General features: G+C 71.5%; 12 protein-coding genes. 6 read left to right on the top strand and 6 right to left on the bottom strand.

Annotated elements, in window-relative coordinates; all coding sequences use genetic code 11:
* Window positions 1–80: 80 nt before the first annotated feature.
* From ACIGXP_RS20295 to ACIGXP_RS20280, 4 genes are read left to right on the top strand one after another with little or no spacing between them, the layout of a single operon-like run.
* On the top strand, window positions 81–824 hold the full coding sequence (locus ACIGXP_RS20295; RefSeq protein WP_399770099.1) for an enoyl-CoA hydratase family protein: 744 nt from the start codon (window positions 81–83) through the stop codon (window positions 822–824).
* Complete coding sequence (locus ACIGXP_RS20290; RefSeq protein ID WP_399770097.1) at window positions 825–1,661, top strand: CoA transferase subunit A; 837 nt, start codon at window positions 825–827, stop codon at window positions 1,659–1,661.
* Window positions 1,658–2,413 (top strand): CoA-transferase, encoded by a 756-nt coding sequence (locus tag ACIGXP_RS20285; protein ID WP_363213605.1) that lies wholly within the window; start codon window positions 1,658–1,660, stop codon window positions 2,411–2,413. The genes ACIGXP_RS20290 and ACIGXP_RS20285 overlap by 4 nt, the downstream gene beginning before the upstream one ends.
* Window positions 2,413–3,480, top strand: coding sequence for an NAD(P)H-dependent flavin oxidoreductase (locus ACIGXP_RS20280; protein WP_399770094.1), 1,068 nt, complete (start codon window positions 2,413–2,415; stop codon window positions 3,478–3,480). Before ACIGXP_RS20285 ends, ACIGXP_RS20280 begins: the two co-directional genes overlap by 1 nt.
* Here ACIGXP_RS20280 and ACIGXP_RS20275 read toward each other — a convergent pair.
* The 3 genes from ACIGXP_RS20275 to ACIGXP_RS20265 are packed head-to-tail and all read right to left on the bottom strand — an operon-like array spanning window position 3,464 to window position 6,080.
* Window positions 3,464–4,621 (bottom strand): acetyl-CoA C-acetyltransferase, encoded by a 1,158-nt coding sequence (locus ACIGXP_RS20275; protein WP_399770092.1) that lies wholly within the window; start codon window positions 4,619–4,621, stop codon window positions 3,464–3,466. The genes ACIGXP_RS20280 and ACIGXP_RS20275 overlap by 17 nt on opposite strands.
* A gap of 40 nt (window positions 4,622–4,661) precedes the next feature.
* A complete protein-coding gene (locus tag ACIGXP_RS20270; protein WP_363213601.1) occupies window positions 4,662–5,273 on the bottom strand; it encodes a TetR/AcrR family transcriptional regulator in 612 nt (203 codons plus the stop codon).
* Window positions 5,274–5,294: 21 nt separating this feature from the next.
* Window positions 5,295–6,080 carry an SDR family oxidoreductase gene (locus tag ACIGXP_RS20265; RefSeq protein WP_399770089.1) on the bottom strand — a complete coding sequence of 262 codons (786 nt, stop codon included), beginning with the start codon at window positions 6,078–6,080 and terminating at the stop codon, window positions 5,295–5,297.
* A 60-nt stretch (window positions 6,081–6,140) separates the two neighbouring features.
* Here ACIGXP_RS20265 and ACIGXP_RS20260 point away from each other — a divergent pair, with 60 nt between their 5' ends.
* Both ACIGXP_RS20260 and ACIGXP_RS20255 read left to right on the top strand, forming a co-directional pair.
* Entirely contained in the window at window positions 6,141–7,280 is a 1,140-nt protein-coding gene (locus ACIGXP_RS20260) for an acyl-CoA dehydrogenase family protein (protein WP_363213599.1), read from the top strand.
* Window positions 7,280–8,290, top strand: a complete 1,011-nt coding sequence (locus ACIGXP_RS20255; protein WP_399770087.1) for an acyl-CoA dehydrogenase family protein — start codon at window positions 7,280–7,282, stop codon at window positions 8,288–8,290. The genes ACIGXP_RS20260 and ACIGXP_RS20255 overlap by 1 nt, the downstream gene beginning before the upstream one ends.
* A gap of 1 nt (window position 8,291) precedes the next feature.
* Here ACIGXP_RS20255 and ACIGXP_RS20250 read toward each other — a convergent pair whose 3' ends face one another.
* The 3 genes from ACIGXP_RS20250 to gltB form a co-directional block, all read right to left on the bottom strand.
* The gene (locus ACIGXP_RS20250; protein ID WP_399770084.1) at window positions 8,292–9,017 is read right to left on the bottom strand and encodes a VWA domain-containing protein; all 726 of its coding nucleotides are present in this window, start codon (window positions 9,015–9,017) and stop codon (window positions 8,292–8,294) included.
* A 128-nt stretch (window positions 9,018–9,145) separates the two neighbouring features.
* Complete coding sequence (locus tag ACIGXP_RS20245; RefSeq protein ID WP_363213596.1) at window positions 9,146–10,609, bottom strand: glutamate synthase subunit beta; 1,464 nt, start codon at window positions 10,607–10,609, stop codon at window positions 9,146–9,148.
* Entirely contained in the window at window positions 10,602–15,194 is a 4,593-nt protein-coding gene (gene gltB / locus ACIGXP_RS20240) for a glutamate synthase large subunit (RefSeq protein WP_399770081.1), read from the bottom strand. Before gltB ends, ACIGXP_RS20245 begins: the two co-directional genes overlap by 8 nt.
* Between the last annotated feature and the right edge of the window lie 225 nt (window positions 15,195–15,419).

Raw genomic sequence — 15,419 nt, 5'->3', positions numbered from 1 at the left:
CTCCCGCTTGTCTGCGCAGACTGCTAGCTTCGAAGCCTCGCACCTAACAAATGTTTGGTGGAAAGGTAGCTGATGCGCCCATGGGTGTCTCCTGTTCGTCCCCGGAAAAAGGGATTTCCGTGGTCACGGTCGACTTCCCACCGGTGAACGCACTGCCGGTGCGCGGCTGGTTCGACCTGGCCGACGCCGTGCGCGCCTCGGGCCGCGACGCCGGTGTCCGGTGCGTGGTGCTGACCGCCGAGGGCCGCGGGTTCAACGCAGGCGTGGACATCAAGGAGATACAGGCGCAGGGGCAGCAGGCGCTGATCGGCGCCAACCACGGCTGCGCCGAGGCTTTCGCGGCGGTCTACGACTGCGCGGTCCCGGTCGTCGCGGCGGTGCAGGGCTTCTGCCTGGGCGGCGGGATAGGCCTGGTGGGCAACGCGGACGCGATCGTGGCGAGCGAGGACGCCGCCTTCGGTCTGCCCGAGCTGGACAGGGGCGCGCTGGGGGCGGCGACCCATCTGGCCCGGCTGGTCCCGCAGCACGTGATGCGCGCCTTGTACTACACGGGGCGCACGGCGAGCGCCGAGGAGCTGCACCGGCACGGGTCGGTGTGGCGCGTGGTGCCGCGTGCGCGGTTACGGGCGGCGGCGCTGGAGCTGGCCCGCGAGATCGCCGCCAAGGACGGGCGGCTGCTGCGCATGGCCAAGGCCGCCATCAACGGCATCGATCCGGTCGACGTACGCCGCAGTTACCGGTTCGAACAGGGCTTCACCTTCGAGGCGGGCCTCAGCGGCCTGGCCGACCGGGTGCGCGACACGTTCGGGAAGGAGGGGGCATAGATGGGTGACAAGACGATGACCGCCGACGAGGTGGTCTCCCGGCTGGAGAGCGGAATGGTCCTCGGCATCGGCGGCTGGGGTTCCCGCCGCAAGCCGATGGCACTGGTCAGAGCCCTGCTGCGGACCGGGATCAGCGACCTCACGGTCGTGTCGTACGGCGGCCCGGACGTAGGGATGCTGGCCGCGGCCGGCCGGATCCGCAAGCTGGTCACCGCCTTCGTCACCCTCGACTCCATCCCTCTGGAACCGCACTACCGGGCGGCACGCGAGCGCGGCGCCTTCGAGCTGATGGAGATCGACGAGGCGATGTTCATGTGGGGGCTGCGCGCTGCCGCGCACCGGCTGCCCTTCCTGCCGGTCCGGGCGGGCCTCGGCTCGGACGTCATGCGGGTCAACCCCGGCCTGCGGACGGTCACTTCGCCGTACGAGGACGGGGAGACGTTCGTCGCCGTGCCCGCCCTGCGCCTGGATGCCGCCCTGGTGCACGTCAACCGCGCCGACCGGCTGGGCAACGGCCAGTATCTCGGCCCGGACCCGTACTTCGACGACCTGTTCTGCGAGGCGGCGGACGCGGCGTACGTCTCCTGCGAACGGATCGTGGACACGGCGGAGCTGACGAAGGCGGCGGCGCCGCAGACCCTGCTGGTCAAGCGGCATGTGGTGACCGGGGTCGTGGAGGCCCCGGGCGGCGCGCACTTCACGTCCTGCGCCCCCGACTACGGCCGGGACGAGACGTTCCAGAAGCGGTACGCGACCACGCCCTGGGCCCGGTTCGCGGCGCGCTACCTGGCCGGCGACGAACGTCACTACCGGACGGCGGTCGAGGAGGAGTCATGAGCGGAGCCGACCCTGCGGCCGCCCCGGTCGGACACGGCGTCGCGTCCCGCGCCGAGTACTGCGTCATCGCCTGCGCCGAGGCCTGGCGGGACGGGGGCGAGATCCTGGCGAGCCCGATGGGCCCGGTCCCGTCGGTGGCCGCCCGTCTCGCCAAGCGGACCTTCGCACCCGACCTGCTGCTGACCGACGGGGAGGCGATGCTCGTGGGCCCGGACGGCACGGTCGAGGGCTGGCTGCCGTACCGCAGGCATCTGGAACTGGTCACCGGGGGCCGCCGGCACGTGATGATGGGCGCGAGCCAGATCGACCGGTACGGCAACCAGAACATCTCCTGCATCGGCGACTGGGCGAAGCCGGCGCGGCAGCTGCTCGGGGTGCGCGGGGCACCGGTCAACACGCTGAACAACCCGACGAGTTACTGGATCCCGAAGCATTCCCGGCGGGTCTTCGTCGAGAAGGTCGACATGGTGTGCGGGGTCGGGTACGACCACGCGGCCGGTGCGCGGTACCACCGCATCCCGCGGGTCGTCTCCGACCTCGGCGTCTTCGACTTCGCCACGCCGGGCCGCACGATGCGGCTGGTCTCGGTGCATCCGGGGGTGACGGTGGAGCAGGTGCAAGAGGCGACCGGGTTCGACCTCGTGATCCCGGACGAGGTGCCGTACACGCGTGCACCGACGGCCGCCGAACTGCTCCTGATCCGTGAGGTGATCGATCCCGGCAACACCCGGGCCGGGGAGGTTCCGGTCTGATGGACACCGCGCTGACCCGGCTGGTCGGGGTCCGCCATCCGATCGTCCAGACCGGGATGGGCTGGGTGGCCGGCCCGCGGCTGGTCTCGGCCGCGGCGAACGCGGGCGCGCTCGGCATCCTGGCGTCCGCGACGATGACACGGGACCGGCTGCGCGAGGCGATACGGGAGGTGCAGTCCCGTACCGACGCGCCGTTCGGGGTGAACCTGCGCGCCGACGCGGGCGACGCGGCGGACCGCGTGGAGATCATGCTGGCGGAGGGCGTCCGGGTGGCGTCCTTCGCGCTGGCGCCCACGCGTGAGCTGATCACCGCGCTCAAGGAGGCGGGTGTGGTCGTCGTCCCGTCGGTCGGTGCGCGCCGGCACGCCGAGAAGGTGGCCGCCTGGGGCGCGGACGCGGTGATCGTGCAGGGTGGCGAGGGCGGCGGGCACACCGGCGAGGTGGCGACGAGCGTGCTGCTGCCGCAGGTGGTGGACGCGGTGGACATCCCGGTCGTGGCGGCGGGCGGCTTCTTCGACGGGCGGGGTCTGGTGGCGGCGCTGGCGTACGGGGCGGCCGGGGTGGCGATGGGCACGCGCTTCCTGCTCACCTCCGACTCGACGGTGCCGGACGCGGTGAAGGCCCGGTACCTGGCGGCGACGGTCCGGGACATCACGGTCACCCGGGCGGTGGACGGCCTGCCGCACCGGGTGCTGCGCACGGACCTGGTGGCCACGCTGGAGCGGTCGGGCCGGGCACGGGTCCTGGCCCATGCGATAGGGAAGGCGGCCGGTTTCCGGCGGCTGTCGGGGCTGACCTGGCGGCAGCTGGTCCGGGACGGACTCGCGCTCAAGCAGGGCAAGGAGCTGTCCTGGAGCCAGGTCCTGCTGGCCGCGAACACGCCGATGCTGCTGAAGTCCGCGATGGTGGACGGCCGTACTGACCTCGGCGTGATGGCGTCCGGGCAGGTCGCCGGGCTGATCGACGACCTGCCGTCCTGCGCGGAGCTGGTGGAGCGGATCGTGGAGGAGGCGGAAGAGGTACTGGAAGGGCTTGCGGGGCCGGGAGCACTCAGAGGCGTTCGATGATCGTGACGTTGGCCTGGCCGCCGCCTTCGCACATGGTCTGCAGGCCGTAGCGGCCGCCGGTGCGTTCCAGTTCGTGCAGCAGGGTGGTCATCAGGCGGGCGCCGGTCGCGCCGAGCGGGTGGCCGAGGGCGATGGCGCCGCCGTTGACATTGACCTTCTCCGGGTCGGCGCCGGTCTCCTTCAGCCAGGCCAGGACGACCGGGGCGAAGGCCTCGTTGATCTCGACGAGGTCGATGGCGTCGATGGTGAGGCCGGTCCTCTTCAGGGCGTGCGCCGTGGCCGGGATGGGGGCGGAGAGCATCCGGATGGGGTCCTCGCCGCGCACGGAGAGATGGTGGACGCGGGCGCGCGGGCGCAGCCCGTGGTCGCGTACCGCCCGCTCGGAGGCGAGCAGCAGGGCGGCGGCGCCGTCAGAGACCTGGGAGGAGCAGGCGGCGGTGATGGTGCCGCCGTCGAGGACGGGTTTCAGCGCGGCCATCCTCGCCGGCGTGGTGTCCCGGCGCGGCCCCTCGTCCACGGCGACCTCGCCGTAGGGGACCGTCTCGCGGGCGAAGCGGCCGGTGTCGATGGCGCGGACCGCCCTTCGGTGGGAGCCGAGGGCGAACTGCTCCTGCTCCTCGCGGCCGATGCCCCACTTGGCGGCGATCATCTCGGCACCGGTGAACTGGTTGACGGGCTGGTCGCCGTAGCGGGCGCGCCAGCCGGTGCTGCCGAGGAAGGGCCCGTCGGTCAGACCGAGGGGTTCGGCGGCCTGGCGGGAGGCGAAGGCGATGGGGATCTGGGACATGTTCTGCACCCCGCCGGCGACCACCAGGTCCTGGGTGCCGGACAGCACGGCCTGCGCGGCGAAGTGCACGGCCTGCTGGGAGGAGCCGCACTGCCGGTCGACGGTCACACCGGGCACCTCCTCGGGGAGCCCGGCGGCCAGCCAGCAGGTGCGGGCGATGTCCCCGGCCTGCGGCCCCACCGCGTCCAGACAGCCGAAGACCACGTCGTCCACGGCGGCCGGGTCGATCCCGGCGCGCGCCACCAGCGCCGTCAGCACATGGGCGCCCAGGTCGGCGGGATGGACGGCGCCGAGCCCTCCCCCGCGCCGCCCGACGGGTGTGCGGACCGCTTCGACGATGTAGGCCTCGGCCATGGCAACTCCCTCACAGGAAAGGGGCGTTATGCGAACGGTGTCACTCACGTACGGCGATCCCGTCCAGCACCATCGACAGGTACTGGCGGGCGATCTCCTCCGGGCTGTGCTGTCCGCCGGGCCGGTACCAGGAGGCGGCGACCCACACGGTGTCGCGCACGAACCGGTAGGTGAGGCGGACGTCGAGGTCGGCGCGGAAGGCGTGCTCGGCGACCCCGCGTTCCAGCGTGCTGAGCCAGGCCTTCTCGAACCGGCGCTGGGACTCGGCGAGGAACGCGAACCGGTCCTGGGCGGCGAGTTGCCTGCTCTCCTTCTGGTAGATCGCGACGGCCGCGCGGTGCCGGTCGATCTCCCGGAAGGACTCGGTGACGAGCGCCTCCAGCGTCTCGCGGGGCCCGAGTCCCGCGGCGAGGACGGAGTCGTAGCCGTCCCACAGCTCGTCGAGGAAGGAGCGCAGGATCTCCTCGAGCATCGACTCCTTGGAGTCGAAGTGGTAGTACAGGCTGCCCGCGAGCATCCCGGCGTGGTCGGCGATCCTGCGGACGGTGGTGGCGTTGTATCCGTGCTCGGCGAAGACCTCGGCAGCGGTGCTGAGGAGCTCGCCGCGCCGGGCCGCTGCCGGGGTCACCTGGGGCTTCTTCTTGGTCGGCACGCACCCATTGTGGTCTGTCCGTCAGGGATGCTGGCTGCTGACGGCGACGACCTCGCCGGTCAGATAGGAGGAGTAGCCGGAGGCCAGGAAGACGATCACGTTGGCCACCTCCCAGGGCTCGGCGTACCGTCCGAAGGCTTCCCGTTCGGTCAGTTCCCGCAGCAGTTCGGGCGAGGTGACCTTCGCCAGGTGCGGGTGCATGGCGAGGCTCGGGGCCACCGCGTTGACCCGCACGCCGTACGCGGCGGCCTCGATCGCCGCGCAGCGGGTCAGGGCCATCACCCCGGCCTTGGCGGCGGCGTAGTGCGCCTGACCGGCCTGGGCGCGCCAGCCGACGACGGAGGCGTTGTTGACGATCACCCCGCCGCCGGTCTCCCGCATCGCCCGCAGGGCGGCGCGCGTGCACCGGAAGGTGCCGTTCAACGTGACGTCCAGGACTCTGGACCACTGCTCGTCGGTCATGTCGACGAGGTCGGAAGTGCCGCCCAGGCCGGCGTTGTTGACGACGACGTCCAGCCTTCCGTGCTCGGCCGCGGCCGCCTCGAACAAGGCCCGCACCTGGCCCTCGTCGGTGACGTCGCACGGTACGGCGGTCACCCGGGCCGGGAACTTGCGGCCGAGTTCGGCCTCCTGCTCCTTCAGCCGGCGCGTGTGCGCGTCGCTGATCAGCACATGCGCGCCCTCTTCCAGGAAGCGGCGCGCGGTCGCTCCGCCGATGCCGGCGCCGGCCGCCGCGGTGATGACGGCGGTGCGGCCCCTGAGCAGTCCGTGCCCGGGCACGTAGGCCGGGCTCTCGACGCCTGTCATGGGGCCACGCTAACCTACCAAACACTTGTTAGGGAAGCTGCCGGAAGGGAGGCGACGGCGGTGGATCTGTCCCACTCCGAGGCGGACGAGGCGTTCCGTGCCGAGGCCAGGGCCTGGCTGCAGGCGCATGTGCCGCGCGCACCGCTGCCGTCCCTGGAGACGGCGGAGGGCTTCGCGGCGCACCGCGCCTGGGAGGCCGAACTCGCCGCGGACCGCTGGTCGGTGGTGTCCTGGCCGGAGCGGTACGGCGGCCGGGACGCGGGACTGCTGCGCTGGCTGGTCTTCGAGGAGGAGTACTGGGCGGCGGGCGCGCCGGGCCGGGTCGGCCAGAACGGCATCAGCCTGCTCGCCCCGACGCTCTTCGACCACGGCACCGAGGAGCAACGCGCACGCGTGCTGCCGCCGATGGCCACCGGCGAGGTGGTCTGGGCGCAGGCCTGGTCCGAGCCGGAGGCGGGTTCCGACCTGGCCTCGCTGACCTCCAGGGCGCTGCGGACGGACGGCGGCTGGCTGCTCAGCGGGCACAAGACCTGGTCCTCGCGGGCGGCCTTCGCCGACCGGGCCTTCGGCCTGTTCCGCAGCGACCCGGGCACCCCGAAACCCCATCAGGGGCTGACGTACCTGATGTTCGACCTGCGGGCACCGGGCGTCACGGTCCGTCCGATCGGCCGCCTGGACGGCAAGCCGGCCTTCGCCGAGCTGTTCCTGGACGACGTGTTCGTGCCGGACGAGGACGTCATCGGCGAGCCCGGGCAGGGCTGGCGGATCGCGATGTCCACGGCGGGCAACGAACGCGGGCTGACCCTGCGCGCACCGGGCCGCTTCCTCGCCTCGGCGCACCGGCTGGCCGAGCTGTGGCGGGCGCGCGGCTGCCCGGAGCACGCCCGAGCACGGGTGGCCGACGCCCTGATCGGCGCCCGTGCCTATCAGCTGTTCACCTACGCCGCCGCCTCCCGCTTCCTGGAGGGCGCGGAGCTCGGCGCCGAGTCCAGCATGAACAAGGTCTTCTGGTCCGAACTGGACCTCGCGCTGCATGAGACGGCCCTCGATCTGCTGGGTCCGGAAGGCGAGGCGGCGGACACGGACTGGTCCGAGGGGTACGTCTTCTCGCTCGCCGGTCCTGTCTATGCGGGCACCAACGAGATCCAGCGCGACATCATCGCCGAGCGGCTGCTCGGCCTGCCGAAGGGACGCCGCTGATGCGCTTCCTCGTCGACGCCGAACAGCGTGCCTTCACCGACTCCCTGCACGCGATGCTGTCGGCCGCGGACACCCCGGCGGTGATCCGGGACTGGAGCCGCGGCGACCATGCGAGCGGGCGCGCGCTGTGGTCGCGGATCGCCGAGGCGGGGGTGTTCGGCCTCGTGGTACCGGAGGAGTACGGCGGGCTGGGGCCCCATCCCGTGGAACTGGCGCTCGCCTTCGTGGAGTTGGGGCGGCATGCGGTGCCGGGTCCACTGGCGGAGACGGTCGCCGCGGCGGTCCTCGTCCAGGGCCTGCCCTCGGCCAAGCGTTTCCTGCCGGGACTCGCGGCAGGGACGGACCTGGCGACGGTGGCGGCGCCCATCGGGCACGCCCTCGGCACCGGAGCCACCACTCAAACATCCGCCGGCCACGCCCTCGACGCCGACGCGGCCACCGTCCGCCTCGCGCTCACCGCCGACGGTCTCCGCCTGTCCGCCACGGCCGCCGGTCCCCTGCGCCGCTCCTTCGACCCCGCCCGCCGCCTCACCCCGCTCACCCCGGACGGCGAACTCCTCACCCCCGATCCGCCGCGCGACCGCGCCCTCACCTGGGCCCGCCTGGCCACCGCCGCCCAGGCTCTCGGCGTCGGACTCGCTCTCCTCGACCGCACGGTCGCCCACGTCCGCCGGCGCACTCAGTTCGGCGTCCCCGTCGGATCCTTCCAGGCGGTCAAGCACCGTCTCGCGGATGCCAGGACCGCACTGGAGTTCGCCCGTCCCCTGGTCCTCGGCGCCGCGCTTTCCCTGCGCCCCGCGGACGTGGCCGCCGCCAAGCTCACGGCGTGCGAGGCGGCGTACGGCACGGCCCGTACGGCACTGCAGCTGCACGGCGCGATCGGCTACACCGCGGAATACGACCTGTCCCTGTGGCTGACCAAGGCCCGCGCGCTGCGCACGGCGTGGGGCACGCCGGAGGAGTGCCGGGAGGCGGTGCTCGCCGACGCGGTCGGGAGAGCCGGGCCGTGAGTCACGCAGGCCGCACGACGCCCGCGGCGCGTGCCGCCGCGAGCCACTGCGGGAACTCGCCGACGAGCCGGTCGTACAGCTCGGCGTCACAGACGCGCCGCGGGTCCTGGCCGGCGTGGAAGAAGCCGGCGTTGTCGACGATCCGCTTGCCCGGTACGGCCAGCTCGTCCAGCTTCCGCAGGAACTCGAACTGCCGGCTGCCGGGGTCGCCGAAGCCGACGAACTGCCAGAACAGGGGGAGTTCGGCCGCCTTGCACAGATAGCGCTCGGCGGCGAGCTTGTTGATCGGTCCCCCGTCGGTCTGGAACACCACCAGGGCGGGGTCGGTGGCGCCGCTGTCCAGGTAGTGGTCGATAACGGCGTCCATCGCCAGGTGATAGCTGGTCCTGCCCATGTGCCCGAGTCCGGTCACGATCCGCTCGACGCTGTTGTGGTGGCGGTCCAGGTGGATGTCGGTGACCGCGTCGACGTCCGTGGAGAAGAACACCACCGGCACCCGGCCGTCGTCGTCCAGATGTGCGGACAGGCCCAGCACCCGGTCGGCGAGCAGCTGCACGCTGCCGTCCTTGTAGTACGGCTTCATCGAGCCGGAGTAGTCGACCACCAGATAGACCGCGGCGCGCAGGCCGTCCAGGCCGTGCTTGGTGAGCGACACCCCGGCCGACTTGTAGGCGCCGACGAGCGCGGGCGCGGTCTGCTCCACCTTGCGCAGGCTGATCGCGGCCATGGTCTCCCCCTGGGCTGGTCAGGCGCCCGAGCCTACATGCTGCGGCGCCTGCCCAGTCCGGTCGGGGACAGTGGGCAGGCGCCGCGGTGTTCCGTACGCCGTTGTACGGGACGTTCTTCGGGGTGCCGTCAGACCGCCAGGGCGCGGTCCGTCGGGCGGATCGGGGCCGGCAGGTCGCTGGCACCGGTCAGGAACCGGTCGACACCGCGGGCGGCCGAGCGGCCCTCCGCGATCGCCCACACGATGAGGGACTGTCCGCGGCCGGCGTCACCGGCGACGAACACACCCGGCACGTTGGTCTGGAAGTCGGCGTCGCGGGCGATGTTACCGCGTTCGTCGAGGTCCAGGCCGAACTGCTCCACCAGGCCGTTCTCCCGGTCGGTGCCGGTGAAGCCCATGGCGAGGGTGACCAGCTGGGCGGGGATCTTGCGCTCGGTACCCGGCTTGGAGGTCAACTTGCCGTCGACGAACTCCACTTCCGCCAGGTGCAGCCACTGGACGTTGCCGTCCTCGTCGCCCTCGAAGTGGGTCGTGGAGACGGAGTAGACCCGCTCGCCGCCCTCCTCGTGCGCGCTGGTGACCTTGTAGAGCATCGGGAAGGTCGGCCAGGGCTGGTTGGTCGGGTGCCGCTCGTCGTTCGGGCGGGGCATGATCTCCAGCTGGGTGACGGAGGCCGCGCCCTGGCGGTGGGCGGTGCCCACGCAGTCCGCGCCGGTGTCACCGCCGCCGATGACGACGACGTGCTTGCCCTCGGCCGAGATCGGCGCGGTGACGTAGTCGCCCTCCTGGACCTTGTTGGCCAGCGGCAGGTACTCCATCGCCTGGTGGATGCCCTTGAGCTCGCGGCCCGGCACCGGCAGGTCGCGGGCCGTGGTCGCACCGGCGGCGATCACGATCGCGTCGTACCGCTTCTTCAGGTCGGTCGCCTTGAGGTCGCGGCCGATCTCGATGCCGGTGCGGAAGCGGGTGCCCTCCGCGCGCATCTGCTCGATACGGCGGTTGATGTGCCGCTTCTCCATCTTGAACTCGGGGATGCCGTACCGGAGGAGGCCTCCGACGCGGTCCGCGCGCTCGTAGACGGCGACCGTGTGGCCGGCCCGGGTCAGCTGCTGGGCGGCGGCGAGACCCGCCGGGCCCGAGCCGATGACCGCGACCGTCTTGCCGGACAGGCGCTCGGGGATCTGCGGGGCGACGTCCCCGGTCTCCCACGCCTTGTCGATGATCGAGACCTCGACGTTCTTGATGGTGACCGGCGGCTGGTTGATGCCCAGCACGCACGCCGACTCGCAGGGGGCCGGGCAGAGACGACCGGTGAACTCCGGGAAGTTGTTGGTCGCGTGCAGCCGCTCCTGGGCGGCGGCCCAGTCCTCGCGGTAGGCGTAGTCGTTCCACTCGGGGATCAGGTTCCCCAGCGGACAGCCGTTGTGGCAGAACGGGATGCCGCAGTCCATGCACCGGCTGGCCTGCTTGCTGATGATCGGCAGCAGGGAGCCGGGGACGTAGACCTCGTTCCAGTCCTTGACGCGCTCACCGACGGGCCGGGTCTTGGCGACCTCGCGGCCGTGGTTCAGGAAGCCCTTCGGGTCAGCCATTGATCGCCGCCTCCATCATCTTCTCGGTGATCGCGGTCTCGGAGAGACCGGCTCGCTCGGCGGCGTCCTTGGCGGCGAGCACTGCCTTGTACGTGCTGGGGATGATCTTGCTGAAGCGGGCCACGGCCGCGTCCCAGTCGGCGAGCAGCTTCTCGGCGACCGTCGAGCCGGTCTCCTCGGCGTGGCGGCGCACCACGTCGTGCAGCCACTGCTTGTCCGTGTCGTCCAGCGCCTCGACCGAGTCGACGTTGCCGACGTTGACGTTGTCGCGGTCGAGGTCGATGACGTAGGCGACACCGCCGGACATGCCCGCCGCGAAGTTGCGGCCGGTCGGGCCGAGGACGACCGCGTGACCGCCGGTCATGTACTCGCAGCCGTGGTCGCCCACGCCCTCGGAGACGACCAGCGCACCGGAGTTGCGGACGCAGAACCGCTCACCGGTACGGCCGCGCAGGAACAGCTCGCCGCCGGTGGCGCCGTAGGCGATGGTGTTGCCCGCGATGGTCGAGTACTCGGCGAGGTGGTCGGCCGCACGGTCCGGGCGGACGACGACGCGGCCACCGGAGAGGCCCTTGCCGACGTAGTCGTTGGCGTCGCCCTCCAGGCGCAGCGTGACACCGCGCGGCAGGAACGCGCCGAAGGACTGGCCGGCCGAGCCGGTGAAGGTGATGTCGATGGTGTCGTCGGGCAGGCCCGCACCGCCGAACTTCTTCGTCACCTCGTGGCCGAGCATGGTGCCGACCGTGCGGTTGATGTTGCGGATGGCGACCTGGGCGCGCACCGGCTGTGCCTCGGTGGCGTCGTTCGCGGCGAGGGCGTCGGCCGCGAGCTTGATCAGCTCGTTGTCCAGCGCCTTCTCCAGGCCGTGGTCCTGCTCGATCAGCTGGTGGCGGACCGCGCCCTCGGGCAGGTCGGGCACGTGGAACAGCGGCTCCAGGTCCAGGCCCTGCGCCTTCCAGTGGTCCACGGCGCGCTCGACGTCCAGCACCTCGGCGTGGCCGACGGCCTCCTCGATGGAGCGGAAGCCCAGCTCGGCCAGCAGCTCGCGGACCTCCTCGGCGATGAACTGGAAGAAGTTCACCACGTACTCGGCCTTGCCGGCGAAGCGGTCGCGCAGCGTCGGGTTCTGGGTGGCGATACCGACCGGGCAGGTGTCCAGGTGGCAGACGCGCATCATCACGCAGCCGGAGACGACGAGCGGAGCGGTCGCGAAACCGAACTCCTCGGCGCCGAGCAGCGCGGCGATGATCACGTCTCGGCCGGTCTTCAGCTGGCCGTCGGTCTGGACGACGATGCGGTCGCGCAGGCCGTTGAGCAGCAGGGTCTGCTGGGTCTCGGCGAGGCCGAGCTCCCAGGGACCACCGGCGTGCTTCAGCGAGGTCAGCGGGGAGGCACCCGTACCACCGTCGTGGCCCGAGATGAGCACGACGTCCGCGTGCGCCTTGGACACACCCGCGGCGACCGTGCCGACGCCGACCTCGGAGACCAGCTTGACGTGAATCCGCGCCTGCGGGTTCGCGTTCTTGAGGTCGTGGATCAGCTGGGCCAGGTCCTCGATGGAGTAGATGTCGTGGTGCGGCGGCGGGGAGATCAGGCCCACGCCCGGGGTCGAGTGACGCGTCTTGGCGACCCACGGGTAGACCTTGTGGCCGGGCAGCTGGCCGCCCTCGCCGGGCTTGGCGCCCTGGGCCATCTTGATCTGGATGTCGTCCGCGTTGACCAGGTACTCGGAGGTGACGCCGAAGCGGCCGGAGGCGACCTGCTTGATGGCGGACCGGCGGGCCGGGTCGTACAGGCGCTCCGGGTCCTCGCCGCCCTCACCGGTGTTGGACTTGCCGCCCAGCTGGTTCATGGCGATGGCGAGGGTCTCGTGCGCCTCCTTGGAGATGGAGCCGTACGACATCGCGCCCGTCGAGAACCGCTTGACGATCTCGGAGACCGGCTCGACCTCGTCGATCGGGATCGGCTGACGGTCGGACTTGAAGCCGAACAGGCCGCGCAGCGTCATCAGGCGCTCGGACTGCTCGTTCACCCGCTCGGTGTACTTCTTGAAGATGTCGAAGCGGCCGGTGCGCGTGGAGTGCTGGAGGCGGAAGACCGTCTCCGGGTCGAACAGGTGCGGCTCGCCCTCGCGGCGCCACTGGTACTCGCCACCGATCTCCAGCGCACGGTGCGCCGGGGCGATGCCGGAGGCCGGGTAGGCCTTGGCGTGGCGGGCGGCGACCTCCCGGGCGATGACGTCGATGCCGACGCCGCCGATCTTGGTCGCGGTGCCGTTGAAGTACTTCTCCACGAAGGCCTCGTCCAGGCCGACGGCCTCGAAGACCTGGGCGCCGCGGTAGGAGGCGACGGTGGAGATGCCCATCTTCGACATGACCTTGAGCACGCCCTTGCCGAGGGCGTAGATCAGGTTCTTGATGGCCTTCTCGGGCTCGATGCCGTCGATGAAGGTGCCCGCGCGCAGCAGGTCCTCCACCGACTCCATCGCCAGGTACGGGTTGACCGCGGCGGCACCGTAGCCGATGAGCAGGGCGACGTGGTGGACCTCGCGGACGTCACCGGCCTCGACCAGCAGGCCCACCTGGGTGCGCTGCTTGGTGCGGATGAGGTGGTGGTGCACGGCCGCGGTGAGCAGCAGCGACGGGATCGGCGCGTGCTCGGCGTCGGAGTGCCGGTCCGAGAGGACGATCAGCCGGGCGCCGTTCTCGATGGCCGCGTCGGCCTCGGCGCAGATCTCCTCGATGCGCGCGGCGAGGGCGTCACCGCCGCCGGAGACCCGGTACAGGCCGGACAGGGTCGCGGCCTTGAAGCCGGGCATGTCGCCGTCGGCGTTGATGTGGATGAGCTTGGCCAGCTCGTCGTTGTCGATGACCGGGAAGGGCAGGGTGACCGAGCGGCAGGAGGCGGCCGTCGGGTCGAGCAGGTTGCCCTCCGGGCCCAGCGAGGAGCGCAGGGAGGTGACCAGCTCCTCGCGGATCGCGTCCAGCGGCGGGTTGGTGACCTGCGCGAACAGTTGGGTGAAGTAGTCGAAGAGGAGGCGCGGGCGCTCGGACAGGGCCGCGATCGGCGAGTCCGTGCCCATGGAGCCGATCGGCTCGGCGCCGGAGCGGGCCATCGGGGCGAGGATGACGCGCAGCTCCTCCTCGGTGTACCCGAAGGTCTGCTGGCGGCGGGTGACCGAGGCGTGGGTGTGGACGATGTGCTCGCGCTCGGGCAGGTCGCCCAGCTCGATCTCGCCGGCCTCCAGCCACTCCGCGTACGGCTTCTCGGCGGCCAGGGACGCCTTGATCTCGTCGTCCTCGATGATGCGGTGCTCGGCGGTGTCCACGAGGAACATACGGCCGGGCTGCAGACGGCCCTTGCGGACGACCTTGGCCGGGTCGATGTCGAGCACGCCGACCTCGGAGCCGAGGACGACGAGGCCGTCGTCGGTCACCCAGTAGCGGCCGGGGCGCAGGCCGTTGCGGTCGAGCACGGCGCCGACCTGGGTGCCGTCGGTGAAGGTGACGCAGGCGGGGCCGTCCCAGGGCTCCATCATCGTGGAGTGGAACTGGTAGAAGGCGCGCCGGGCCGGGTCCATGGAAGCGTGGTTCTCCCACGCTTCGGGGATCATCATCAGCACGGAGTGCGGCAGCGAACGGCCGCCCAGGTGCAGCAGCTCCAGCACCTCGTCGAAGGACGCCGAGTCGGAGGCGTCCGGCGTGCACACGGGGAAGATCCGCTCAAGGTCGCGGTCGCCGAAGAGGTCCGAGACCAGCTGCGACTCGCGGGCGCGCATCCAGTTGCGGTTGCCCTTGACGGTGTTGATCTCACCGTTGTGCGCGACGAAGCGGTACGGGTGCGCGAGCGGCCACGACGGGAAGGTGTTCGTGGAGAAGCGCGAGTGGACGAGCGCGACGGCCGAGGCGAAGCGGCGGTCGGACAGGTCCGGGAAGAAGGGCTCCAGCTGGCCGGTGGTCAGCATGCCCTTGTACACGATCGTGCGGGCGGAGAGGGACGGGAAGTAGACACCGGCCTCCCGCTCGGCGCGCTTGCGCAGCACGAACGCCTTGCGGTCCAGCGCGATGCCCTCGCTGGCGCCGTCGGCGACGAAAATCTGCCGGAAGACCGGCATGGTGGAACGGGCGGTGGCGCCCAGCAGCTCCGGGGCGACCGGGACCTCACGCCAGCCGAGGACGGTGAGGCCCTCCTCGTCGGCGATCGTCTCGATCTGCGAGACGGCGGCAGCGGTCCCGTCCTCCGGCAGGAAGGCGATGCCCACGGCGTAGGAGCCCGCCGCGGGGAGGTCGAATCCGGCCACCTCGCGGAAGAAGGCGTCGGGCACCTGCGAGAGCAGACCCGCGCCGTCGCCCGAGTCGGGCTCGGAGCCGGTGGCACCGCGGTGCTCCAGGTTGCGCAGCACGGTGAGCGCCTGCTCGACCAGCGTGTGGGACGCCTCGCCGGTAAGGGTGGCGACGAAACCGACACCACAGGCGTCGTGTTCGTTGCGGGGGTCGTACATACCCTGCGCAGCAGGGCGAGCATCCATGAACGACCAGTTCTGGCCATTCGCGGAATGCTGGGACGGCTGGCGCGGCGTACGCATCGGCTCTCCCGTCGTCGTCATGAGGCATGTGGCAAGTGCCGAGGGACGACGTTGGCCCTCTGCGTGGAGTGCAAAATTTCGTGCAGATTACATGATGGGGTGGTACCCGGGAAGCGGATACTCCGTTCCAACATGCGGACGCCACGGGGTCCGTGGCAACGGTGCCGCACGGTCCGCGGCGGGTGCCGCTCAGCGGCGGCAGACATACGAGGAGGACCGTCGCGA

Origin of the sequence: Streptomyces sp. NPDC053069 (assembly GCF_044546895.1) — a bacterium.
Taxonomy (GTDB): domain Bacteria; phylum Actinomycetota; class Actinomycetes; order Streptomycetales; family Streptomycetaceae; genus Streptomyces.
The sequence above is the reverse complement of the archived record's forward strand: the minus strand, read 5'-3'. Positions and strand labels throughout refer to the sequence as shown.

Excerpts from the sequence above, each read along its gene's own strand:
- ACIGXP_RS20245 (WP_363213596.1), bottom strand. The coding sequence starts at position 10,609 with ATGGCTGACCCGAAGGGCTTCCTGAACCACGGCCGCGAGGTCGCCAAG.
- ACIGXP_RS20250 (WP_399770084.1), bottom strand. The coding sequence starts at position 9,017 with ATGGCCGCGATCAGCCTGCGCAAGGTGGAGCAGACCGCGCCCGCGCTC.
- ACIGXP_RS20275 (WP_399770092.1), bottom strand. The coding sequence starts at position 4,621 with ATGGCCGAGGCCTACATCGTCGAAGCGGTCCGCACACCCGTCGGGCGG.
- ACIGXP_RS20265 (WP_399770089.1), bottom strand. The coding sequence starts at position 6,080 with ATGACAGGCGTCGAGAGCCCGGCCTACGTGCCCGGGCACGGACTGCTC.
- ACIGXP_RS20255 (WP_399770087.1), top strand. The coding sequence starts at position 7,280 with ATGCGCTTCCTCGTCGACGCCGAACAGCGTGCCTTCACCGACTCCCTG.
- ACIGXP_RS20290 (WP_399770097.1), top strand. The coding sequence starts at position 825 with ATGGGTGACAAGACGATGACCGCCGACGAGGTGGTCTCCCGGCTGGAG.
- gltB (WP_399770081.1), bottom strand. The coding sequence starts at position 15,194 with ATGCGTACGCCGCGCCAGCCGTCCCAGCATTCCGCGAATGGCCAGAAC.
- ACIGXP_RS20285 (WP_363213605.1), top strand. The coding sequence starts at position 1,658 with ATGAGCGGAGCCGACCCTGCGGCCGCCCCGGTCGGACACGGCGTCGCG.
- ACIGXP_RS20295 (WP_399770099.1), top strand. The coding sequence starts at position 81 with ATGGGTGTCTCCTGTTCGTCCCCGGAAAAAGGGATTTCCGTGGTCACG.
- ACIGXP_RS20280 (WP_399770094.1), top strand. The coding sequence starts at position 2,413 with ATGGACACCGCGCTGACCCGGCTGGTCGGGGTCCGCCATCCGATCGTC.